The 20,171-nt window shown below is 68.1% G+C and carries 22 protein-coding genes; 2 read left to right on the forward strand and 20 right to left on the reverse strand.

Going from position 1 to position 20,171, the window contains the following annotated elements; translation table 11 throughout:
• Nucleotides 1-86: 86 nt before the first annotated feature.
• The 16 genes from hprK to Q0672_RS02440 all read right to left on the reverse strand — a co-directional run bounded on the left by hprK (nucleotide 87) and on the right by Q0672_RS02440 (nucleotide 11,258).
• Nucleotides 87-1,022: an HPr(Ser) kinase/phosphatase gene (gene hprK / locus Q0672_RS02365; protein WP_298619311.1), complete on the reverse strand. Its 936-nt coding sequence runs from the start codon at nucleotides 1,020-1,022 to the stop codon at nucleotides 87-89.
• Nucleotides 991-1,476, reverse strand: a complete 486-nt coding sequence (ptsN, locus tag Q0672_RS02370) for a PTS IIA-like nitrogen regulatory protein PtsN (RefSeq protein WP_298619313.1) — start codon at nucleotides 1,474-1,476, stop codon at nucleotides 991-993. Before ptsN ends, hprK begins: the two co-directional genes overlap by 32 nt.
• A gap of 155 nt (nucleotides 1,477-1,631) precedes the next feature.
• Nucleotides 1,632-1,955, reverse strand: a complete 324-nt coding sequence (gene raiA, locus Q0672_RS02375) for a ribosome-associated translation inhibitor RaiA (RefSeq protein ID WP_153162804.1) — start codon at nucleotides 1,953-1,955, stop codon at nucleotides 1,632-1,634.
• A 16-nt stretch (nucleotides 1,956-1,971) separates the two neighbouring features.
• Nucleotides 1,972-3,429, reverse strand: a complete 1,458-nt coding sequence (locus Q0672_RS02380) for an RNA polymerase factor sigma-54 (protein WP_298619316.1) — start codon at nucleotides 3,427-3,429, stop codon at nucleotides 1,972-1,974.
• A 15-nt stretch (nucleotides 3,430-3,444) separates the two neighbouring features.
• Nucleotides 3,445-4,167 carry an LPS export ABC transporter ATP-binding protein gene (gene lptB / locus Q0672_RS02385; protein WP_298619318.1) on the reverse strand — a complete coding sequence of 241 codons (723 nt, stop codon included), beginning with the start codon at nucleotides 4,165-4,167 and terminating at the stop codon, nucleotides 3,445-3,447.
• Complete coding sequence (gene recX, locus Q0672_RS02390; RefSeq protein ID WP_298619320.1) at nucleotides 4,154-4,603, reverse strand: recombination regulator RecX; 450 nt, start codon at nucleotides 4,601-4,603, stop codon at nucleotides 4,154-4,156. Before recX ends, lptB begins: the two co-directional genes overlap by 14 nt.
• Before the next feature lie 28 nt (nucleotides 4,604-4,631).
• Complete coding sequence (gene recA / locus Q0672_RS02395) at nucleotides 4,632-5,666, reverse strand: recombinase RecA (RefSeq protein ID WP_298619322.1); 1,035 nt, start codon at nucleotides 5,664-5,666, stop codon at nucleotides 4,632-4,634.
• A 174-nt stretch (nucleotides 5,667-5,840) separates the two neighbouring features.
• Complete coding sequence (locus tag Q0672_RS02400) at nucleotides 5,841-6,326, reverse strand: CinA family protein (RefSeq protein ID WP_298619325.1); 486 nt, start codon at nucleotides 6,324-6,326, stop codon at nucleotides 5,841-5,843.
• On the reverse strand, nucleotides 6,326-6,805 hold the full coding sequence (locus Q0672_RS02405; protein ID WP_298619327.1) for a phosphatidylglycerophosphatase A: 480 nt from the start codon (nucleotides 6,803-6,805) through the stop codon (nucleotides 6,326-6,328). Before Q0672_RS02405 ends, Q0672_RS02400 begins: the two co-directional genes overlap by 1 nt.
• The gene (thiL, locus tag Q0672_RS02410) at nucleotides 6,802-7,770 is read right to left on the reverse strand and encodes a thiamine-phosphate kinase (RefSeq protein WP_298619329.1); all 969 of its coding nucleotides are present in this window, start codon (nucleotides 7,768-7,770) and stop codon (nucleotides 6,802-6,804) included. Before thiL ends, Q0672_RS02405 begins: the two co-directional genes overlap by 4 nt.
• Nucleotides 7,771-7,799: 29 nt before the next feature.
• Nucleotides 7,800-8,276 (reverse strand): transcription antitermination factor NusB, encoded by a 477-nt coding sequence (gene nusB / locus Q0672_RS02415; RefSeq protein WP_284187734.1) that lies wholly within the window; start codon nucleotides 8,274-8,276, stop codon nucleotides 7,800-7,802.
• Nucleotides 8,273-8,743, reverse strand: a complete 471-nt coding sequence (ribH, locus tag Q0672_RS02420) for a 6,7-dimethyl-8-ribityllumazine synthase (RefSeq protein ID WP_153162795.1) — start codon at nucleotides 8,741-8,743, stop codon at nucleotides 8,273-8,275. Before ribH ends, nusB begins: the two co-directional genes overlap by 4 nt.
• A 31-nt stretch (nucleotides 8,744-8,774) precedes the next feature.
• A complete protein-coding gene (gene ribBA / locus Q0672_RS02425; protein WP_298619334.1) occupies nucleotides 8,775-9,875 on the reverse strand; it encodes a bifunctional 3,4-dihydroxy-2-butanone-4-phosphate synthase/GTP cyclohydrolase II in 1,101 nt (366 codons plus the stop codon).
• The gene (locus tag Q0672_RS02430) at nucleotides 9,872-10,483 is read right to left on the reverse strand and encodes a riboflavin synthase (protein ID WP_298619337.1); all 612 of its coding nucleotides are present in this window, start codon (nucleotides 10,481-10,483) and stop codon (nucleotides 9,872-9,874) included. The genes ribBA and Q0672_RS02430 overlap by 4 nt, the downstream gene beginning before the upstream one ends.
• Before the next feature lie 115 nt (nucleotides 10,484-10,598).
• Nucleotides 10,599-11,033 (reverse strand): cyclic nucleotide-binding/CBS domain-containing protein, encoded by a 435-nt coding sequence (locus tag Q0672_RS02435; RefSeq protein ID WP_153162792.1) that lies wholly within the window; start codon nucleotides 11,031-11,033, stop codon nucleotides 10,599-10,601.
• A gap of 87 nt (nucleotides 11,034-11,120) precedes the next feature.
• Entirely contained in the window at nucleotides 11,121-11,258 is a 138-nt protein-coding gene (locus Q0672_RS02440) for a hypothetical protein (protein WP_153162791.1), read from the reverse strand.
• A gap of 190 nt (nucleotides 11,259-11,448) precedes the next feature.
• On the opposite strand from Q0672_RS02440, the gene Q0672_RS02445 reads away from it, so the two are divergent.
• Nucleotides 11,449-16,188: a PAS domain S-box protein gene (locus tag Q0672_RS02445; RefSeq protein ID WP_298619339.1), complete on the forward strand. Its 4,740-nt coding sequence runs from the start codon at nucleotides 11,449-11,451 to the stop codon at nucleotides 16,186-16,188.
• Between the two features lie 47 nt (nucleotides 16,189-16,235).
• Here the strand turns inward: Q0672_RS02445 and Q0672_RS02450 are convergent, their stop codons facing one another.
• Both Q0672_RS02450 and Q0672_RS02455 read right to left on the reverse strand, forming a co-directional pair.
• Complete coding sequence (locus Q0672_RS02450) at nucleotides 16,236-17,252, reverse strand: zinc-binding alcohol dehydrogenase family protein (RefSeq protein WP_298619341.1); 1,017 nt, start codon at nucleotides 17,250-17,252, stop codon at nucleotides 16,236-16,238.
• Nucleotides 17,249-18,355, reverse strand: a complete 1,107-nt coding sequence (locus Q0672_RS02455; RefSeq protein ID WP_298619343.1) for an alkene reductase — start codon at nucleotides 18,353-18,355, stop codon at nucleotides 17,249-17,251. Before Q0672_RS02455 ends, Q0672_RS02450 begins: the two co-directional genes overlap by 4 nt.
• A gap of 102 nt (nucleotides 18,356-18,457) precedes the next feature.
• Here Q0672_RS02455 and Q0672_RS02460 point away from each other — a divergent pair, with 102 nt between their 5' ends.
• The gene (locus tag Q0672_RS02460) at nucleotides 18,458-19,348 is read left to right on the forward strand and encodes a LysR family transcriptional regulator (RefSeq protein WP_298619345.1); all 891 of its coding nucleotides are present in this window, start codon (nucleotides 18,458-18,460) and stop codon (nucleotides 19,346-19,348) included.
• A gap of 51 nt (nucleotides 19,349-19,399) precedes the next feature.
• Here the strand turns inward: Q0672_RS02460 and Q0672_RS02465 are convergent, their stop codons facing one another.
• Entirely contained in the window at nucleotides 19,400-19,954 is a 555-nt protein-coding gene (locus tag Q0672_RS02465) for a hypothetical protein (protein WP_298619347.1), read from the reverse strand.
• Between the two features lie 9 nt (nucleotides 19,955-19,963).
• Nucleotides 19,964-20,171, reverse strand: a 208-nt coding sequence (locus Q0672_RS02470) for a hypothetical protein (protein WP_298619350.1), incomplete at its 5' end; no start/stop codon positions are given.

Raw genomic sequence — 20,171 nt, forward strand, 5'->3', positions numbered from 1 at the left:
GGAACTGCAACATCATCATAAACGGTGCTTGGGTGAATCCGTTGACGGCCCGGTCCGCCGGGGCGGTCGGATGCCGTGTCTTTTGGTTAAAAGCCGCCGTCTTCCATTGCCCGACGCTGGCGGTCGACGAACTCCTGGGTCGAGTCGATGCCCCGCAGCAGCAGGATCGTCGAGCGCACTGCGGCTTCCAGGAGCACCGCCAGGTTGCGGCCGGCCGCCACCGGCAGCACGACGCGGCGGAGCGGCACGCCGAGGATGAGCTGCTGCTCGCCTTCGAGGGACAGGCGTAGGGGATCCTGGTCGCCGGGCTGGCGGCGCTGGAGGTGGACCACCAGCTTGAGCTTCATCTTCCGCCGGCAGGCGGTCTCGCCGAAGATCGTGCGGATGTTGAGGATGCCCAGGCCGCGCACTTCGATGACGTCCTGGAGCAGGGCCGGGCAACGGCCTTCGAGGACGGTCGGGGCGATGCGGGAGAACTCGACGATGTCGTCGGCAACCAGGCCATGGCCCCGGGAGATGAGTTCCAGGGCGAGCTCGGACTTGCCGGCGCCCGAATCCCCGGTGATGAACACGCCCAGGCCCAGCACGTCCATCATCACCCCGTGCAGGGCGACCCGTTCGGCGAGTTTGCGCGACAGGTAGCTGCGCAGCAGGTCGATGACGTTGGCCGCCGGCAGTGGGCTGGCGAAGAGGGCCACGTCTTCGTTGGCGCAGACGGTGCGGATCAGGCTGGGGATGTCTTCGTCGTCGGCGACGATGATGGCTGGCGGGCCGTAGGAGAGGATCTCGCGGACATGGTGGATCACCTTGTCGCGGGTCTGGCGGCGGGCCCAGGCGAGCTCGGACGAGCCGAGGATCTGCAGGCGGTCGGGGTGGATCAGGTTGAGGTGGCCGACCATGTCGGCGGGCCAGATGCGGTCTTCGGAGACCGAGATGCGGGTGTCGAGGCTGCCGCAGATGTGGCGCAGCCTCAGGCGGTCGAGGTTGTCGTCAAACAGCCGCGCTACTGTTGTCTGGCGCATCGCTGCCCCACTGGGCAAAGAGGGAGTGGGCCGCGAGGGCGTCCGGGGCGGTCAGGAGCTGATCGCGGAAGCTGCGATCGCTGAACATCTGGGCGAGTTCGGAAAGGAGCTGCAGGTGGTGTTCGTTGGCCTGTTCGGGCACCAGCAGCACGAACAGCATCGAAACGGGGCGGCCGTCCGGGGCGTCGAAGGGGACGGGTTCGGCGAGACGCATGAAGGCGCCCAGCGCGTCCTTGAGGCCCTTGATGCGTCCGTGGGGAATCGCGATGCCCTGCCCGAGACCGGTCGAGCCGAGCTTCTCGCGGGCAAACAGGCTGTCGAAGACGGTGCTCCGGGCGATGCCGTGATTGTTCTCGAACAGCAGGCCGGCCTGCTCGAAAGCACGCTTCTTGCTGCTCGCCTCGAGGCCGACGACCACATTGGCTGGAGGCAGAAGTTTGGCGATGAGGTTCATGGGCGGGACGCTCCTGTACGCGGTGGGACCGGGACAGGTTTCCGGGAACGAATCTGGAAAATCCGGGGGCGGGTGCCGCCGGGGCCGTTGTGTCAGTTGGGGCGCATTATAGCCACAACGGTCCCGGGGAGAAGGGGATTACTTGGGGCCGAAGATCAGGATTCGGCGAGGTGCTGCTTCAGGGAGTCATGGCCGTGATCGGAGGCCTTGTCCTTGTACTTCAGAACCTGGCGGTCGAGCTTGTCGGTCAGGGCGTCGATGGCGGCATACATGTCGGCATCCTCGCTCTCGACGTGGATGTCCTTGCCACGCACGTGAACGGTGACTTCGGCCTTCTGACGCAGCTTTTCCACCGAGAGGATCACGCCGACGCTGGTGACGTTGTCGAAATGACGGATCACGCGATCGAGCTTGGAGGTGACGTATTCGCGGATGGCCGGCGTAACTTCGACGTGATGCCCCGTGATGTTGAGGTTCATGGTTCTTACCTTTCTGTCAGATGGTTTTGCGCAGACTGACCGGCGGGATATCGAGGGACTCGCGACACTTTGCGATGGTCCTGCGTGCCACGACGATACCCTGCTGGCCCAACAACTCGGCAATCTTGGCGTCGGACAAGGGTTTCTTCTTGTCTTCCGCGGCTACCAGCTGGCGAATCAGCGCCCGAATCGCCGTCGAGGAAGCCGCCCCACCGGTGTCGGTGGCGACGTGACTGCCGAAAAAATGTTTGAACTCGAAAATGCCTCTTGGTGTGGCCATGTACTTCTGGGTGGTCACCCGCGAGACGGTGGACTCGTGCAATTCCAACTGTTCGGCGATTTCACGCAGTGTCAGAGGGCGCATCGCCACATCGCCATAATCGAAGAACTGACGCTGCCGGTCAACGATCGCTTGCGACACACGCTGGATGGTGTCGAAGCGCTGCTGAACGTTCTTGATGAGCCAGCGGGCTTCCTGCAGGTGATTGGACAGGGAGCCACTGGCGCCGCGGTTGTCCCGCAGGATCTGGGCATAAAGCTGGTTGATGCGCAGCTTGGGCATCGCATCCGGGTTGAGGTTAACAACCCAGGTGTTGCGGACCTTGCGGACGATGACATCCGGAACCACGTAGCGGATGTCGGACTGGGCGAAGCGGGCGCCGGGCCGGGGGTTGAGGTCGAGGATCAGGGCGTGGGCTTCGCGCAGCTCGTCGTCGGTGCAGCGCAGGGCGCGCTTGAGCTTGAGGTAGTCGCGGGCGGCGAGGAGTTCGAGGTGTTCGGCGACGATGGCCAGCGCCAGCTCGCGTTCGCGGCTGGGCGGCAGGGCGCGCAGCTGCAGGCCGAGGCATTCGCCGATGTCGGCAGCGCCGATCCCGCAGGGGTCGAGGCTCTGGATGTGGCGCAGGGCGATCGTGAGGTCGTCCAGATCCACTTCGAGCTCGGGCGGGAGTAGCGGAAGGAGGTCTTCGAGGGCCTGGCTGAGGTAGCCGTCGTCGTCGAGGGCCTCGATCATGAAGCGGGTGAGGGCGCGATCCCGGTCGGACAGCTGGGTGAGGGCGATCTGGGCGTCCAGGTGGTCGCGCAGGGTGGTGACCGTGGCCTGGAGATCCTGGAAATCGTTGTCGTCATCATCGTCCCGCGAGCCGCTGCCGGAGCCCTGCCAGTCGCCGCCTTCGGCGAAGTCGAACTCCCGGTCGGTGTCGCGCTCGCGCTGGTCGGATTCGCGGGCCTGCTCCTGCTCGCGCTCATGGGCGGCCTCGCTGCCGGCGGGGGCGGCCGGGCCGGGGGCTTCGAGACGGCTGGAGCCGAGGTTCGATTCCGGCTCGTCCCGCTCGATCATCGGGTTCTCGAGGAGGATCTTCTCGATCTCCTGGTTGAGCTCGAGGGTCGATAGCTGCAGCAGCTTGATGGACTGCTGTAGCTGCGGGGTGAGCGCGAGATGTTGGGAGAGTTTGAGCTGGAGGCTGGGCTTCATGACAACAATGATGCCTTAAAGCCGGAAGTGCTCGCCGAGGTAAACCTGACGGACCTGTTCATTCCGGACGATGTCTTCCGGGCGGCCGCTGGCCAGCACTTCCCCGGCATTGATGATGAAGGCGCGGTCGCAGATGCCGAGGGTTTCGCGGACGTTGTGGTCGGTGATGAGGACGCCGATGCCCTTTTCCTTGAGGAAGCGGATGATCTTCTGGATGTCGATCACGGCGATCGGGTCGACGCCAGCGAAGGGCTCGTCGAGGAGGATCAGCCGCGGGTCGGAGGCGAGGGCGCGGGCGATCTCGCAGCGCCGGCGCTCGCCGCCGGAGAGGGAGATCGCGGTGTTGTCGCGCAGGTGTTCGATGCCCAGCTCGCCGAGGAGCTGTTCGAGGCGTTCGGCCATTTCGGCCTTGCTGAGCTTCTGCAGTTCGAGCACGGCCTGAATGTTCTCGGCCACGGTGAGCTTGCGGAAGACGCTCATCTCCTGGGGCAGGTAGGACAGGCCGAGGCGGGCGCGCTGGTGGATCGGGCGATGGGTCAGCACCTGGTCGTCGAGGGTGATCTCGCCGCCATCGGCGACCACCAGGCCGACGATCATGTAGAAGCAGGTCGTCTTGCCGGCGCCGTTGGGGCCGAGCAGGCCGACCACTTCGCCACTGCCGACGTCGAAGGAGACGTCGTGGACGACGGTGCGGGCCTTGTACTTCTTGCGCAGGTTGCTGACTTTAAGCAGGCTCATCGCCGGGGTGTTCTTTCAGGACTCTACGAATGATTTCGGTCGAGAAGCCGCGACCTTGAAGAAAACGCGCCTGGCGCGCCCATTCTCGCGCGTCTGCCGGTGCTGCGGCGAACTTTCGGCGATGGATGTCGCAGGCGCGTTCGAATTCACTTTCCGGACAGTTGTCGGCAATGGCCAGGCCGATCTGCTCGGCGTCGACGCCGCGCCGGGCGAGCTCGCTCTTGAGCCGGGAGGCGCCGAAGCGGGCCGCCTTGGCGCGCACGTAGGCATCGGCGAAGCGGGCGTCGGAGAGGAGGCCAAGCTCGACCAGACGGTCGAGTTCGGCGCTCACCTCTTCCTCGCTGCCGAGGGTGCCCAGCTTGCGGGCGAGCTCGGCGCGGGAATGCTCCCGCTGGGCCAGGCAGCGCAGGGCCCGCTCATGCAGACTGGTGGCCATGGACGACGGTGTTTCCTGCCGGAGACGTTCAGGCTGCCGCGGCGGGGGCGGCGGGCGTGATCACGGCCATCTCAGGCAGCCCGACGGCGACGCGGATCTTGTTTTCGATCTCGCGGGCGATGTGCGGGTTGCTCTTGAGGAATTCGCGGGCGTTGTCCTTGCCCTGGCCGATCTTCTCGCCGTTGTAGGCGTACCAGGCGCCGGACTTGTCCACGAACTTGTGCTGGACGCCCAGGTCGATGATCTCGCCCTCGCGGGAGGTGCCTTCGCCGTACAGGATGTCGAACAGGGTTTCGCGGAACGGGGGCGCGACCTTGTTCTTGACGACCTTGACCTTGGTTTCGGAGCCGATCACCTCGTCGTTCTTCTTGATGGTGCCGATGCGGCGGATGTCCATCCGCACCGAGGCGTAGAACTTGAGGGCGTTGCCGCCGGTGGTGGTCTCGGGGCTGCCGAACATCACGCCGATCTTCATCCGGATCTGGTTGATGAAGATGACCAGGGTGTTGGTGCGCTTGATGTTGGCGGTGAGCTTGCGCAGGGCCTGGGACATCAGGCGGGCCTGCAGGCCGGGGAGCTGATCGCCCATCTCGCCTTCGATTTCGGCCTTCGGGGTGAGGGCTGCGACGGAGTCGATCACGACCACGTCAACGCCACCGGAGCGCACCAGCATGTCGGCGATCTCGAGGGCCTGTTCGCCGGTGTCGGGCTGGGAGATCAGGAGGTCGCCGATATTGACCCCGAGCTTCTGGGCGTAGGTGACGTCCAGCGCGTGTTCGGCGTCGATGAAGGCGGCGGTGCCGCCGAGCTTCTGCATTTCGGAGACGACCTGGAGGGTGAGGGTCGTCTTGCCGGACGATTCGGGACCGTAGATTTCCACGACCCGGCCGCGGGGCAGACCGCCGATGCCGAGGGCGATGTCGAGGCCCAGGGAGCCGGTGGAGACGGTCTGGATGTCGCTTTCGACTTCGCCGTCGCCCAGGCGCATGATCGAGCCCTTGCCGAACTGCTTTTCGATCTGGGAAAGCGCGGCGGCGAGGGCCTTGGCCTTGTTGTCATCCATCTGTCGTGATCCTTGTAAAAAGGGTTTTGGAGATTATGGCACAGAGTTTGCGTGCGGGTGATCGCGCGTCGTCACGAGAGGTATCGGAGCGAAGAAAGTCGCGCAGACTGGTATTTTATACAGTTGCAGCGGAACGTCTACCGGATTTGCCAAGACCTTGATGCGGATGGGATTTCAGGCGTAGCGGCGGATGAGTTCGGTGAGGGCGAACACCACTGCCTGGCGGCGGACGGCCTCCCGGTCGCCGTCGAAGCGGCAGGTGGCGGTCTGGGGGGATTCGCCGGTCCGGCCCCAGCCGAAGCACACGGTGCCGACGGGTTTGTCGGCTGATCCGCCCCCCGGGCCGGCGATGCCGGAGATCGACAGGGCGAGGTCGGCCTCGGCCCGTTCGAGGGTGCCGCGGACCATCGCCGCGGTGGTCGGCTCGCTGACCGCGCCGTGGCGGGCGAGGGTCATTGGCGAGACGCCGAGCAGCGCGCACTTGGCGTCGTTGGAGTAGGTGATGAAGCCGCAGTCGAACCAGCCGGAGCTGCCGGCGGTGACGGTGACGACCTCGGCGACCCAGCCGCCGGTGCACGATTCGGCGGTGGCGAGGCGCCAGCTGCGGGCGGCGAGGTGGTCGCCGACGAGGCGGGAGAGGGTTTCGAGCTGGGCGTCCATTAACCGAGGAACCTCACGAGCAGGGCCAGCGCGAGCAGGGTGTAGCCGGCGGCGATGAGATCATCGAGCATCACGCCGAAGCCGCCGCGGGTGCGGTCATCCACCCAGCGGATGGGCTGCGGCTTGACGATGTCGAAGAAGCGGAACAGCACGAAGGCGGTGAGCTGCCAGCCGAGGCCTTCGGGGGTGAGCCACAGGACCAGCCAGATGGCGACGATCTCGTCCCACACGATGCTGCCGTGGTCGGCGACGCCGAGGGCGCGGCCGGTGCGTTCGCAGGCGAGGATGCCAAACAGGATGCAGGCCACCAGCAGCCCGGCGAACAGGCCGTCGGTGAGCGGCGCGCGCACAAGGGGAAACAGCAGCCAGCCGGTCAGGGTGCCAGCGGTGCCGGGGCCCTTGGGCCACAGGCCGGAGCCGAAGCCAAGGGCGACGAAGTGGGCCGGATCGGACAGCAGGAAACGGACGTTGGGCTTCATGCGCCGTTGCCGAAGTGGTCGTAGCCTCGGGCGGCGAGCTCGCGCAGGGTGCCGCTGGTGTCGCGCAGATGCAGGCCACCGGTGGCTGGGGTGATGCTGCCGATGCGGTGCAGGGGCAGGGCCAGCCGGGCGGAAAGGTCGGCCAGGGCGGCGCGCTGGGTGGGCGGAGCGGTGAACAGCAGCTCGTAGTCGTCGCCGCCGCCGGTGCAAGCGGCGAAGGCCCGGGCGGGATCGCCGCAGGCGGCCACGAGGGGCGCGAGGGGCAGGTTGGCTTCGTCGATCACCGCGCCGACCGCGGAGCTTTCGAGGATGTGGTCGAGATCGCCCAGCAGGCCGTCGGAGACATCGAGCATGGCGCTGGCGATGCCGCGCAGGCCGAGGCCGAGGGCGACCCGCGGCTGAGGCCGGTGCAGGGCGGCGAGGCAGTCGTCGCGGTAGGTGTCGGCGAGGTGGGTGTCGCCGCGCAGGTGGGCCAGGCCCAGGGCCGCGCGCCCCGGGGCGCCGGACACCCACAGGTCGTCACCGGGCCGGGCGCCGCTGCGGGTGATGGCGGTGCCGGTGGGCACTTCGCCGAAGATCGTCGGGCACAGGTTGAGCGGGCCGCGGGTGGTGTCGCCGCCGATGGCGTCGATGTCGAAGGCTTCGCAGCAGGCGAAGAAGCCGCCCGCGAAGGCTTCGATCCAGGCTTCGTCGGCGCCGGGCAGGCTGGCCGCCAGCACTACCCAGCGGGGCTGGGCGCCCATGGCGGCGAGGTCGGAGACGTTGACCGCGAGGGTCTTCCAGCCGAGATCGGTGGGGTCGGTGTCGGGGAAGAAATGCGTTCCGGCCACCAACATGTCGGTGGAGATGGCCAGCTGCATGCCGGGGGCCGGGCGGATCAGCGCCGCGTCGTCGCCCACCGCCAGATCGGTGTGGCGGGCGGGACGGGTGAAGTGCCGGCGGATCAGGGCGAACTCGGACGGCATCGCGCGGGATGGTTCCGGCAGCTGGCGGGTCAGGCCGGCTTGTTGCCGCGGGCGGCCTGGCGCTCGCGGGCGTTGGCTTCGACCTCGTCGGCGCGCAGGCGGGCGGCGAGCTTGTCGAGCACGCCGTTCACGAACTTGTGGCCGTCGGTGCCGCCGAAGCCCTTGGCCAGCTCGATGGCCTCGTTGATGATGACCCGGTAGGGGGTTTCGGGGCGGTGGGCGAGCTCGAAGGTGGACATCAGCAGGATGCCGCGCTCGACCGGCGACAGCTCATTGAGCGGGCGCTCGATGTAGTTTGCGAAGCCGACCTGGAGTTCGGGCGCGTTGGTGATGGTGCCGCGCAGAAGGCCGACGAAGAGCTCGCGGTCACATTTGTCGAAGCCGGCGACTTCGGCCAGCTGGGATTCGATGGAGGTGACGGGCGACTGGTTGAGCAGCCACTGGTAAACGCCCTGCAGGGCGAACTCGCGGGCGCGGCGGCGGGGGGATTTGTTGGCGGGGCTCATGCCAGGGCCTTCAGGAGTCGGGCCATCTCGACGGCGGCCTGGGCGCAGTCGGCGCCCTTGACCTGCATGCGGGCGAGAGCCTGGTCGTCGTCTTCGGTGGTGAGGATGCCGTTGGCGACGGGCACGCCGGTGTCGAGGGCGACGCGGGTGATGCCGGCGCCTTGCTCGTTGGAGACGAGCTCGAAGTGGTAGGTCTCGCCGCGGATCACCGCGCCGAGGGCCACCAGGGCGTCGAAGCGGCCGCTCCGGGCCATCACCTGGAGGGTGAGGGGGGCTTCGAGGGCGCCGGGGACGGTGGCGATGGTGATGTCGTTCGCCGCGACGCCGAGGCGCTGCAGTTCGGCGGTGCAGGAGGACAGCAGGCCTTCGCACACGTCGAGGTTGAAGCGGCACATGACGACGCCCACCCGCAGGCCGCGGCCGTCGAGGTTGGGTTCGATTTCGGGGATGTTGTCGTAACGGGGCATGGTGTTACCTGAAAATGGAGTGGAGGCCGGGTCAGGCGTCGAGGGCCGCGTGGCCGACGACGGTGAGGCCGAAGCCGGTCATGCTGGGGATCTTCCGCGGGCTGGCCATCAGACGCATCTTGCCCACCTGCAGTTCGCGCAGGATCTGGGCGCCGACGCCGAACAGGCGCGGATCCCACTTCAGGGCGGCGCGCGGTGCGGTGGGGTCGGTGGCGAGCTGGGCGAGGAGTTCCTGGCCGCTCTGGGGGCGGTAGAGCAGGACGATCACGCCGTTGCCGTGCTGGGCGATGCGCTTGAGCGCGGCGTCGATCGGGAAGGTGTGGCGGCCGCTGGCGGGGTCGAGGAAGTCGAGCACCGAGACGGGTTCGTGGACGCGCACCAGGGTTTCGACCTCGGGCGAGATGGCGCCGTAGGTCATGGCGAGGTGAACATCGCCGGAGGTGCGGTCTTCGAAGGCCGACAGGCGGAAGTCGCCGTGGGGGGTGCTGACGGTCTTCTCGCTGACCTTCTCGATGAGCTTCTCGGTGCGGGCGCGGTATTCGATGAGGTCGCGGATCGCGCCGATCTTGAGGCCGTGGTGCTGGGCGAACTCGATGAGTTCGGGCATGCGCGACATGGTGCCGTCGTCGTTCATGATCTCGCAGATCACCGACGCGGGCTCGAGCCCGGCGATGCCGGCGAGGTCGCAGCCGGCTTCGGTGTGGCCGGCGCGGATCAGCACGCCGCCGGGCTTGGCCATGATCGGGAAGATGTGACCGGGCTGGACGATGTCGGCGGGCCGGGCGTGGCGGGCCACGGCGGCCTGCACGGTGCGGGCGCGGTCGGCGGCGGAGATGCCGGTGGTCACGCCTTCGGCGGCTTCGATGGACACCGTGAAGGCGGTGGAGAACTGGCTGCGGTTGTCGCGCGCCATCTGGTTGATGCCCAGTTGGCGGCAGCGCTCTTCGGTGAGGGTCAGGCAGATCAGGCCGCGGGCGTGCTTGGCCATGAAGTTGATGGCTTCAGGCGTGATGTGCTCGGCGGCGATGACGATGTCGCCTTCGTTCTCGCGGTCTTCCTCGTCCACGAGGATGACCATCCGGCCGGCCTTGATGTCGGCGATGATTTCGTTGATGGGGGCCAGCGCGCTCATGCGGGGCTTCCTTCCTGCTCGTTGCGCCAGGCCTGCATGCGCTCGACGTAGCGGGCGATGAGGTCGATCTCGAGGTTGACCGTGCTGCCGGCGGCGAGGCGCTTGAGCGTGGTGACCTGGACGGTGTGGGGGATGAGGTTGATCGAGAAGTCGCAGCCCTTCACCCAGTTGACGGTGAGGCTCACGCCGTCGACGGTGATCGAACCCTTGCGGGCGATGTAGCCGGCGAGGCTGGCGGGGGCGCGGATGATGAGCTCGTGGCTTTCGCCGACCGGCTCGAACTTCTGCACGCTGCCGATGCCGTCCACATGGCCGGTGACCAGGTGGCCGCCGAGGCGGTCGGCCAGGCGCAGGGCCTTTTCGAGGTTCACCTCGCCCGGGGCGTCGAGGCCGACGGTGCAGTTGAGGGTTTCGCGGGAGACGTCGAAGCTGACGACCTTGCCGTCCTGGGCGATGACGGTGAGGCACACGCCGTTGTTGGCGATGCTGTCGCCGAGCTGGACGTCGTCGAGATCAAGGGTGCCCACATCGACGGCCAGGCGCACGCCGTCTTCAAGGGGCGTGACGCTCAGGATGCGGCCGGTGGCGGCAACGATTCCGGAGAACATGGGATTGGGCTGACCAGAGGGGAAACCGCAATTTTAGCGCGATTTGCGCTGATTTCCGCGCCGGCTTGACGGCTGGGGGCACCTCCGGGCGGGACGCGCCCCCGGCTGCGGGGGATCAGAGAATCTCGGCGATGTGGTCGCGCTCGACGAGTTCCTGCTCGAACTGGTGGATTTCGAGGCCGAGGGCGTTGCGTGCCGACACCATGCCCACCGGCTTGCCGTCATCGACTACCGGCACGTGCCGGAAGCCGCCTTCGAACATCATGTGCAGGGCGTGGGCGAGGGGCTTGTCGGGGCTGGCGGTCTGGAGCTTGGTGGTCATCACCGCCGCGAGGGGCGTGGCGTCCGGGTCGAGGCCGCGGGCGACGACGCGGTTGAGCACGTCGCGCTCGGTGAACAGGCCGGCGAGCTTTCCGGCGGCGTCGACCACGAGGATCGCGCCCACGTTGTTGCTGGCCATCGAGATGGCGGCGGCGCGGACGGTGGTATCGGCCAGGGCGGATACGAGGGTCTGGCCTTCAACGACCTGACGCAGGGTTCTGTGGGGCATGGGTTGTCTCCTGATGGGCTTGGAATGGGCAGAGGCGATCATCGCGAGGGGCGCTGTCGCGCCCTCACTGTTATGTGGTGTCCGGGATCAGGTGCTCGGCTTCGGGGTGGCCGGCTTGCTCATGTCGGGTTTGCCGCTCTTGGCGCCGTTTTCGCCGCACGCCTGGGCGCCAGCGGCAAAGCCCAGGGCCAGGGCGAGAAGAAGTGCAATCTTGCGGATCATCATGTCATCTCCTGCAGGGCGGTGATTTCATCATGGAACGTCCGGGCTGCTTTCGCAAGGACCGCACGTGCTTTCCGGCCGGCCGCGCCGGTTCTGCCGAATTGCGTCAACTACCGCACAAAACGCAGTCGACCGGCGCGGCTTCGGCTTAACATGGCTGTCTGAGCGTGGTGGCTCATGGTCCGGTGAACAGATGACCGACGAAACGAAAAAAAGCTCCCCAGAGTTCGATCAACAACAATCCGCTGCCCAGGCGGGCGAGCCGGCCGAACCGGATACCACTGGCGCCACGGGCCACGACGCCCAGGCCTTCCAGGCCATCCTGAGCCTGGTGTCCCGCGAGAGCGGCGTGGACATGCGCTGCTACAAGGAGAGCACGCTGCTTCGTCAGACCCTGCGCCGCAGCCGGGCCCTCGACATGGCCGGGCTCGACGCCTATCTGGCGCACCTGTGCGTGAGCGCGGACGAGCTGGACCGGCTGCAGCAGAGCTTCATGATCTCGGTGTCGTCGTTCTTCCGCGACCCGGAAGTCTTCACCGAACTGGCCCGGGCCCTGCAATCTGTTGTGGATGGCAAGCAGGCGGGCGAGACGCTGCGGGTGTGGGTGCCGGCCTGCGCCACCGGTGAGGAGGTCTACTCGATCACCATCGTGCTCGCCGAGATCCTCGGCGAGCGCTTCAGCCAGCTGGACATCCGGGTGTTCGCCACCGACATCGACGAGGAAGCCCTCGACGTGGCCCGGGCGGGCCTGTATTCGGCGGCGGAGGTCGCCGGCCTGTCGGCGGAGCGGCTGGCCCGCTGGTTCACCGCCGAGGGCGATGGCTGGCGGGTGGCCAAACAGCTGCGCGAGATGTGCGTCTTCTCGGTGCACGATCTGGTCGGGCATCCGCCGCTGGTGCGGATGGATCTGGTGAGCTGCCGCAACATCCTGATCTACTTCAAGCCCGGCCGGCAGGCCGAGCTTTTACGCAGTTTCCACTTTGCACTCAAACCCGGTGGCCTGTTGCTGCTGGGCAAGTCCGAATCGGTGGGCCTCGACGGCGACGGTTTCGAGTCGCTGGACGCCAGCGGCAAGCTTTACCGTAGCTGCGCGCTACCGGTGGCGCGGCCCCACGTCACCCATCTGGCGGCGCCGGCCCGGCCGGTGGTTCCGCGGCCGCCCAGCGCGGTGCGGCGCGACTCCCTGGTGGATGTCAGCCGTAAGGTGCTGCTCGATGCCTACGGGCCGCCGGCGGTGCTGATCGACGCGAGCTTCGAGCCGCTGCATTTCTTCGGCGCGTCGCGGCGCTACTTCACCCTGCCGGCGGGCAGCGCCGATTTCTCGGTGTTCGGCCTGTGTCTGCCCGAGCTGCGCAGCGAGCTGCGCGCCCTGTGTTTCCGGATGCGCCAGGAGCAGCTCCAGGAGCTGCAGGGCCTGGGCACCCTGGTGCGCTTTGGCGACGAGACCCTGAAGGTGCGTCCGGTGGTGCGGCGCGTCGAGAGCGGCGGGACCGATCCCCAGTGGGCGTTCCTGATCGGCTTCGAGGAAACCCGGACCACGCCCACCGTGCGCGCCACGGGCGTCGTCGAGGTGCTGCCGCCGGGCGAGGCGGCCGACGAGATCGGCCGGCTGCGCCAGGAACTCGCCGACACCCGCGAGCACCTGCAGGCGGTCATCGAGCAGCTCGAAGCCTCCAACGAAGAACTCCAGTGCCTCAACGAGGAGCTGCAATCCGCCGGCGAGGAGCTCCAGGCGTCCAACGAAGAACTCCAGGCCACCAACGAGGAGCTCACCAGCCTCAACGACGAGTTGCAGGTGAAGTCGGTCGAGTACGCCCGCCTCAACGCCACCCTCGGCAACATCCAGAACTCCATCCGCACCAGCCTGATCGTGGTCGACCGGGATGGCCGGGTGACCCGCTTCAACCCGCTGGCCTCGCGCATTTTTGGCCTGCTGCCCAACGACATCGGGCAGTTTCTGTATGGTGTGCCGTGCTATCTCGATCTGCCGCGCCTGCGGGAGTGGGTCGAGGGCGTGGTGGCGCGCAGCGAGTCCACCGTCGAGCACGTTCATCAGCGTGGCTTCCACTACCTGATGCAGATCGACGCCTACCGAGACGAGAACGGCCGCAACGCCGGCGCGGTGCTCACCTTCACCGACATCTCCGATCTGCACCGGGCCGAGGAAGCCAAGGCCCACAGCGAGGCGCGCTTCCGCCAGGTGTGGGACACCAGCGTCGACGGCCTGGCCGTGGTGTCGGGCGACGGTCATATGGTGCTGGTCAATCCGGCCCTCGAGCGGATGTTCGGCTACCTGCCGGGCGAGCTCACCGGCGCGCTGGTCGAGCAGCTGGTGCCCGAACCGATGCGCGTCAACCACGCCATCCAGCGCGACATGTTCCGGGCCGTGCCGGGCCAGGCCCAGATGCTGATGAACCGGCGCAACCTCTTCGGCCGCTGCAAGGATGGTTCCGAGCTGGCCGTCGAGATCAGCCTCGCCGGCCTGTCGCTGGACGGGGTCGAGCACATCCTCGTCACGGTCACCGACGTGACCGAGCGCAGCCTCTCCGAAGCGCTGCTCCGGGCCAGCGAGCGGCGTCTGCGGCTGGCCCTCGACGCCGCCCGGGCCGGCTCGTGGGAATGGTTCATCGACAGCAACAACCATTTCTGGTCCGACGAACTGTGGGCGCTCTACGGCCTTCCGCCCGACGGGGTGATCCCGTCGTCCGAAACCTGGTGGCAGACCATCGACCCGGACGACCTGGACCGGGTCATCTCCGTCGTCACCGAGGCCCGCCAGACCGCCGCGGCCTTCGAGACCGAATGGCGGGTGATGCTGCCGCCCGACACCCCGCCCCGCTGGCTGCTGTGCCGCGGCCAGCCGGTGTTCGACGATCAGGCGCGGCTGATCAGCTACATCGGCATTGTGCTCGACGTGACCGAGCGCCGCCTCGGCGAGGAGCGCCGCCGTCAGAGCGAGGAGATGCTCGCCACCATCCTCGACAACGTGGGTGCCTACATCTACATCAAGGACGTGGACTATCGCTACACCTACGCCAACCGCGAGGTATGCGCGCTGTTTGGCGCCGACCGCGAGGCGGTTGTCGGCAGGTCGGACGACGTGTTCTTCGACAGCCCCACCGCCGCCCGGCTGCGCGAGAACGACCGCCGGGTGATTGCCGGTGGCGAGCGGATCGAACTCGAGGAGACCAATCGCGACGTCAACAGCGGGCAGACCCGGAGCTTCCTGTCGGTCAAGCTGCCGCTGCGCCGCGAGGATGGGACCATCTACGCCCTGTGCGGCATCTCCACCGACATCACCGAGCGCAAGCTCGCCGAGGAACAGCTGCGCATGCTGTCCACGGCCGTCGAGCAGAACCCGGGCAGCATCGTCCTCACCGATCTGGACGCGTGCATCCTGTACGTCAATGCCGCCTTCGAGCAGGTCTCCGGCTACACCCTCGAAGAAGTGCGCGGCAAGAACCCGCGCATCATGCAGTCCGGGCAGACCCCGCCGGAGGTCTTCCGCCAGATGTGGCAGTCCCTCACGCGGGGTGATTCGTGGCGCGGCGAGTTCATCAACCGCCGCCGCAACGGCGACGTGTATGTCGAGTGGGCGGTGATCTCGCCGGTGCGCCGGGCCGACGGCAGCATCTCCCACTACCTGTGCATCAACCGGGAGATCACCGAAGAGAAGCGCATCGAGCAGGAGCTCGAACGCTACCGCCTGCACCTGGAGAGCCTGGTCGAGGAGCGCACCCGCGAGCTGGCCCTGGCCAAAGATGCCGCCGAAAGCGCCAGCCGCGCCAAGAGCGCCTTCCTGGCCAACATGAGCCACGAGATCCGCACGCCCCTCAACGCCGTGCTGGGCATGGCCCACATCATGCGGCGCGAGGGCGTCAGCGCCCAGCAGGCCGAGCAGCTCGACAAGATCGACAGCGCCGCCCAGCATCTGCTCGGCGTCATCAACGACATCCTCGACCTCTCCAAGATCGAGGCCGAGAAGTTCCTGCTCGAAGACAGCGAGTTCGCCCTCGACAGCATCGTCTCGGGCGTGGCCTCGATGCTCAACGAGCGGGTCAGCGCCAAGGGCCTGCGGATGGAGCTCAACATCGAGAGCCTGCCCAGCCTAGTGCGCGGCGACGCGACCCGCTTCACCCAGGCGATCCTCAACCTCGCCAGCAATGCGGTCAAATTCACCGAGAAAGGCACGGTGTCCCTCGGCGCCCGGGTGCTCGAACGGCGCGACGGGCGCATCAAGCTGCGGGTCGAGGTGCGTGACAGCGGCGTGGGCGTGCCCCCCGAAGTGCTGCCCAAGCTGTTCGGCGCCTTCGAGCAGGGCGACGCCTCCAACACCCGCAAGTACGGCGGCACCGGTCTCGGGCTGGCCATCACCCGGCGCCTGGCCGAGCTGATGGGCGGCGAGGCTGGCGCCGAGAGCACCCAGGGGGTCGGCAGCGTCTTCTGGTTCACCGCCTGGGTGGCGGTTGGCCGGGCGGTCAATGCCCAGGCGGCGCTGCCCTCCGAGGCGGGTCAGGCCGACGTGATCCTGCGTCGCGATTTTGCCGGCGCCCACGTGCTGCTGGTGGAGGACGAGCCGGTCAATCAGGAGGTCGCGCGCCTGTTCCTGCTCGACGCGGGGCTGGACGTGGCGATCGCCGGCAATGGCGCGGTGGCGGTGGACATGCTCGGCAACGCGCCCTTCGATCTGATCCTGATGGACATGCAGATGCCCGAGATGGACGGCCTCGAAGCCACCCGCCGGATCCGGCGGCTGCCGGGCCGCGAGCGCGTACCCATCGTCGCGATGACCGCCAACGCCTTCGCCGAGGATCGCGCCCAGTGCATGGCCGCGGGGATGGACGATTTCCTCTCCAAGCCCGTCGAGCCCGACCGGCTGTTCACCACCATCCTGCGCTGGCTGCGGCGGGGCGCCAGCAAGCCGTCAGACTGACCGCGGCAGGCGGGGTCGGGTTTTGGCCCGGCCCGCCGGGCTGCGGCTTACGCAAACCCTTCCAGCACGATCTTGCCCACCGCCGTGCCGCTCTCCAGCAGCGCGTGGGCCTGGCGCAGGTTGGCCGCGCAGATCGGGCCGAGCTTCGCCTGCACGGTGCTGCGGATCGCGCCCTGATCCACCAGATCGGCGATGGCGTTCAGCAGGCGGTGCTGGGCGTCCATGTCGTCGGTGTGGAACAGCGACCGGGTGAACATCAGCTCCCAGTGCAGGCTCAGGCTCTTGCGCTTCATCAGGCGCACGTCGATCGGCTCCGGGTCGTCGATCAGGGCCAGCTTGCCCTGGGGCGCCAGGGCGTCCACCAGCTGCGCGAAGTGCTGGTCGGTGTGGGTCAGGCTGATCGCGTAATCCACCGGCGGCACGCCGAGGGCTTCGATCTGCGGCACGAAGGGCTGGCGGTGGTCGATCACATGGTGGGCGCCCAGCGCCAGCGCCCAGGCCCGGCTCTCTGGCCGCGACGCGGTGCCGACCACGGTGAGCCCGGTGCGCTGGCGGGCCAGTTGGATCAGGATCGAGCCCACCCCGCCGGCGGCGCCGACGATGAGCAGCGTGCCGGGGCGGCCTTCGCCGGCCAGCGGCACCTTCAGGCGGTCGAACAGCAGCTCCCAGGCGGTGATGCCGGTGAGCGGCAGCGCCGCGGCGTCGGCCGGGGAAAGGCTGGACGGCTTGCGGCCGACGAGGCGCTCATCCACCAGCTGGAACTCCGCATTGCTGCCGGCGCGGTCGATGGCGCCGGCGTACCACACCGCGTCGCCGGGGCGGAACAGGGTCGCGTCCGGCCCCGTCTCGCGGACGATGCCCACCGCGTCGTAGCCCAGCACCTTGTACTCGCCCTCGGGCGGGGCGGCGCTCCGGCGCACTTTGGTATCCACCGGATTCACCGCAACGGCCTGCACCTCCACCAGCAGGTCGCGGCCGGTGGGCACGGGGCGGGCGATCTCGATGTCGATCAGGGCGTCGGCGCGGTCGATGGCGCCGGGTTGTTGGTAGCCGACGGCTTTCATGCGGGCTGCTCCTCGGTGGTGGTGTGGGTGGGGTAGTCGATGTAGCCACGGGCGTCGCCGCCGAAGAAGGTGGCGGGTTCCGGCGTGTTGAGGGGCCAGCCGTGCTGCAGGCGGGCGGGCAGATCCGGGTTGGCGATGAAGAGCTTGCCGAAGGCCACCAGATCCACGTCGCCGCTGGCGAGCACCGCGTCGGCGCGCTCCCGCGTGTAGCCGCCGGCCACGATGATCGGGCCGGGGAAGGCGGCGCGCAGCTGCTGGCGCACCTCGGTGGCTTCCGGGCTGTCGTCGCCCGGCTCGTTGGTGTGCAGATAGGCCACGCCGCGCTCGGCCAGCCGGGCGGCGGCCTCGACGGCGGTGGGAATGCTGTCCGGGCAGTCCATGCCATTGGCCCGGTTGCGCGGCGACAGGCGCACGCCGGTGCGGGCCGCGCCGATGGCGCCGGTCACCGCGTCGGTCACTTCGAGCAGAAAGCGCAGGCGGTTCTCGCGGCTGCCGCCGTACTGGTCGCTGCGCTGGTTGGACGTGCTGCGCAGGAACTGGTCGATCAGGTAGCCGTTGGCGGCGTGGATCTCCACCCCGTCAAACCCGGCCTCGATGGCATTGAGCGCCGCCTGACGGAAATCCGCCACGATGCCGGCGATCTCGGCTGTCTCGAGTGCGCGGGGCGTCGGGCACGCCACCATGCCGCCTTGGGCATACTGCCCGGCCTTCCAGATCTGCCCCGCGAAGGCCACCGCCGACGGCGCCACCGGCAGCGCACCGTTGTGGAAGTCCACGTGGGACATCCGGCCGCAATGCCAGATCTGCAGGAAGATCCGCCCGCCCTGGCGATGCACGGCGTCGGTCACCAACTTCCAGCCGGCGATCTGCGCTGCGCTGTGCACGCCCGGGGTGAGGGAATAGCCCTTGGCGTCCGCCGAGATGTCGGTGGCCTCGGCGATGATCAGCCCGGCGCTCGCCCGCTGGGCGTAGTAGGCGGCGTTCATCGCGGTGGGCACGTTGCCCGGCTGGGCCGCCCGGGCGCGGGTGAGGGGCGGCATCACGATGCGGTTGGGGAGGGTCAGGTCGCCGATGCGGGTCGGCTCGAAAAGCGGAGAGGTCATGGCGGCAACACTCAGTTGGGGAAGATGGCCGAAAGTCTAGGGTGGGCGATCTGCTTTGATAATTGGTCTATCCTTTGACGCAATATCAAACGAGATTTGAAGATGCTCCACCTGCCCGACGTGCAACTCTTCATCCGCGTGGCCGAACTCGGCAACATCAGTGCCGCCGGCCGTGCCCTGAACATGAGCCCTGCCGCCGCCAGCGCGGCGATCAAGCGGCTCGAGCAGCGGGTCGACAGCCAGCTCATCGAGCGCTCCACCCGCTCGCTGCGGCTCACCCAGGCCGGCGAGACCTTCCTCGCCTACTGCCAGCAATCCCAGCTGGCGCTGGAGGAGGGCCTCTCCGCGCTGCGCCAGGGCCGCGAGCAGCTCTCCGGCGACATCCACCTGGGCGCGCCTTCCGACCTGGGCCGCGACCGGCTCGATACGCTCCTCGAACCCTTCCGCCAGCGCCACCCCCAGGTGCGGCTGGTGATGCACCTGTCGGACGGGCTCATCGACCTCTACCGCAACCCCATCGATCTGGTGCTGCGCTACGGCCTCAGCGAGGATTCCGGCCTCGTCGGCCGCAAGCTGTGCGACAACGGCCGCGTGCTGGTCGCCTCGCCGGACTACCTCGCCCGCCACGGCCACCCCGAAAGCTTTGAGGCGCTGGCCCGGCGCAACTGCATCTGTTTCTACCGCAATGGCGAGCTCTTCAACCGCTGGCGCCTGTTCCACGGGGGCCAGCACCGGGAGATCGTGGTGACCGGCGACCGTGCCGCCGACGACGGCGCCCTCGTCCGCCAGTGGGCCGTCGCCGGCCACGGCATCGCCTACAAATCCCGCATCGACGTGCAGGCCGACCTGGACGCCGGCCGCCTCGTCGACCTCTTCCCCGACGCCATCTACGACCGCACCCCGCTGTACGTGGCCTATCCCAGCCGACGCTACCAGCCGGCCCGGATCAAGGCGCTGCTGGACTGGCTGGAGGTGGGGTTTGGGGGCGGCTGACCTGGGCTGTGTCTCCCGGAGCTGTGCCGGTCGCGCTGGCGGGGGGCGGGTTCAGGTTCTGCTGTTCCTGTCGCCTGCGTTGTCGGAAGCCTTGCCGCGCGTGGTTGAGCTGATCAGCAGGTCGAGCCCGTAGGGCAGGAGCAGGTAGGGCAGGTAGAAGAGGGGCGTGAAGATGACCGCCACGCCCATGGTTGACGAACTGTCCGGGCCGGTGGGAAGGCTGGCGAGGTAGAGCGAGAACCCCATCATCGCCAGCCAGCCCAGCGCGCCGCCCAGATAGGTGGGGAGGGGGGAGCGGTCGGCGAGGGTTCTTGTGCGGCGCATGACCAGGGCCGCCAGCCCCACGAAGGGCAGCGTGGTGCCGATGGGGTCGATCCAGTAGGTTCTGTGCTCGCCGCCGCCGGTGTCCAAATGACTGCCCCTGAAGGTGATGTGCAGGGCGAGCGGGATGGCGATACAGAACACCAGCAGGAACAGGCCTTCAAGGCGGGCACGGTTTGGCCGGGAGATGTGCATGGGCAGCCTCGGCGGGTGGGTGGCGGGTTGCGAGAAATTGTAGGCCGCTTCCGGCTGCCTGCCACCCGAGCTGGTCAATCTGTTCGCCATGCCGATGCTTCACCGCCCCCGCCGCGTCCCGTCCCCCTCAAACAGCCCGCTGCGGATCGCCATCAGGTCGGATTCGTTCAGCCCCATGTCGGCGAGCGCCGCGGGGGTGAGGGGGTAGTCGTCGGTGGGCCGGCGGTGGAGGCGGGCGCGCAGGGTGGCGAGCCAGTGGGTGAGGAAGCCCGTGGCCGGCAGGCTGACGGCGGCGTGGGTGGGGTGC

The sequence above is a fragment of the uncultured Zoogloea sp. genome (genome assembly GCF_937894855.1).
In the GTDB taxonomy this organism is placed as follows: domain Bacteria; phylum Pseudomonadota; class Gammaproteobacteria; order Burkholderiales; family Rhodocyclaceae; genus Zoogloea; species Zoogloea oryzae.

Bases quoted from the DNA above. Each gene is read 5' to 3' on its own strand.
- hprK (WP_298619311.1), bottom strand. From the start codon at position 1,022: ATGCGCCAGACAACAGTAGCGCGGCTGTTTGACGACAACCTCGACCGC.
- ptsN (WP_298619313.1), bottom strand. From the start codon at position 1,476: ATGAACCTCATCGCCAAACTTCTGCCTCCAGCCAATGTGGTCGTCGGC.
- raiA (WP_153162804.1), bottom strand. From the start codon at position 1,955: ATGAACCTCAACATCACGGGGCATCACGTCGAAGTTACGCCGGCCATC.
- Q0672_RS02380 (WP_298619316.1), bottom strand. From the start codon at position 3,429: ATGAAGCCCAGCCTCCAGCTCAAACTCTCCCAACATCTCGCGCTCACC.
- lptB (WP_298619318.1), bottom strand. From the start codon at position 4,167: ATGAGCCTGCTTAAAGTCAGCAACCTGCGCAAGAAGTACAAGGCCCGC.
- recX (WP_298619320.1), bottom strand. From the start codon at position 4,603: ATGGCCACCAGTCTGCATGAGCGGGCCCTGCGCTGCCTGGCCCAGCGG.
- recA (WP_298619322.1), bottom strand. From the start codon at position 5,666: ATGGATGACAACAAGGCCAAGGCCCTCGCCGCCGCGCTTTCCCAGATC.
- Q0672_RS02400 (WP_298619325.1), bottom strand. From the start codon at position 6,326: ATGGACGCCCAGCTCGAAACCCTCTCCCGCCTCGTCGGCGACCACCTC.
- Q0672_RS02405 (WP_298619327.1), bottom strand. From the start codon at position 6,805: ATGAAGCCCAACGTCCGTTTCCTGCTGTCCGATCCGGCCCACTTCGTC.
- thiL (WP_298619329.1), bottom strand. From the start codon at position 7,770: ATGCCGTCCGAGTTCGCCCTGATCCGCCGGCACTTCACCCGTCCCGCC.
- nusB (WP_284187734.1), bottom strand. From the start codon at position 8,276: ATGAGCCCCGCCAACAAATCCCCCCGCCGCCGCGCCCGCGAGTTCGCC.
- ribH (WP_153162795.1), bottom strand. From the start codon at position 8,743: ATGCCCCGTTACGACAACATCCCCGAAATCGAACCCAACCTCGACGGC.
- ribBA (WP_298619334.1), bottom strand. From the start codon at position 9,875: ATGAGCGCGCTGGCCCCCATCAACGAAATCATCGCCGACATCAAGGCC.
- Q0672_RS02430 (WP_298619337.1), bottom strand. From the start codon at position 10,483: ATGTTCTCCGGAATCGTTGCCGCCACCGGCCGCATCCTGAGCGTCACG.
- Q0672_RS02435 (WP_153162792.1), bottom strand. From the start codon at position 11,033: ATGCCCCACAGAACCCTGCGTCAGGTCGTTGAAGGCCAGACCCTCGTA.
- Q0672_RS02440 (WP_153162791.1), bottom strand. From the start codon at position 11,258: ATGATGATCCGCAAGATTGCACTTCTTCTCGCCCTGGCCCTGGGCTTT.
- Q0672_RS02445 (WP_298619339.1), top strand. From the start codon at position 11,449: ATGACCGACGAAACGAAAAAAAGCTCCCCAGAGTTCGATCAACAACAA.
- Q0672_RS02450 (WP_298619341.1), bottom strand. From the start codon at position 17,252: ATGAAAGCCGTCGGCTACCAACAACCCGGCGCCATCGACCGCGCCGAC.
- Q0672_RS02455 (WP_298619343.1), bottom strand. From the start codon at position 18,355: ATGACCTCTCCGCTTTTCGAGCCGACCCGCATCGGCGACCTGACCCTC.
- Q0672_RS02460 (WP_298619345.1), top strand. From the start codon at position 18,458: ATGCTCCACCTGCCCGACGTGCAACTCTTCATCCGCGTGGCCGAACTC.
- Q0672_RS02465 (WP_298619347.1), bottom strand. From the start codon at position 19,954: ATGGCGAACAGATTGACCAGCTCGGGTGGCAGGCAGCCGGAAGCGGCC.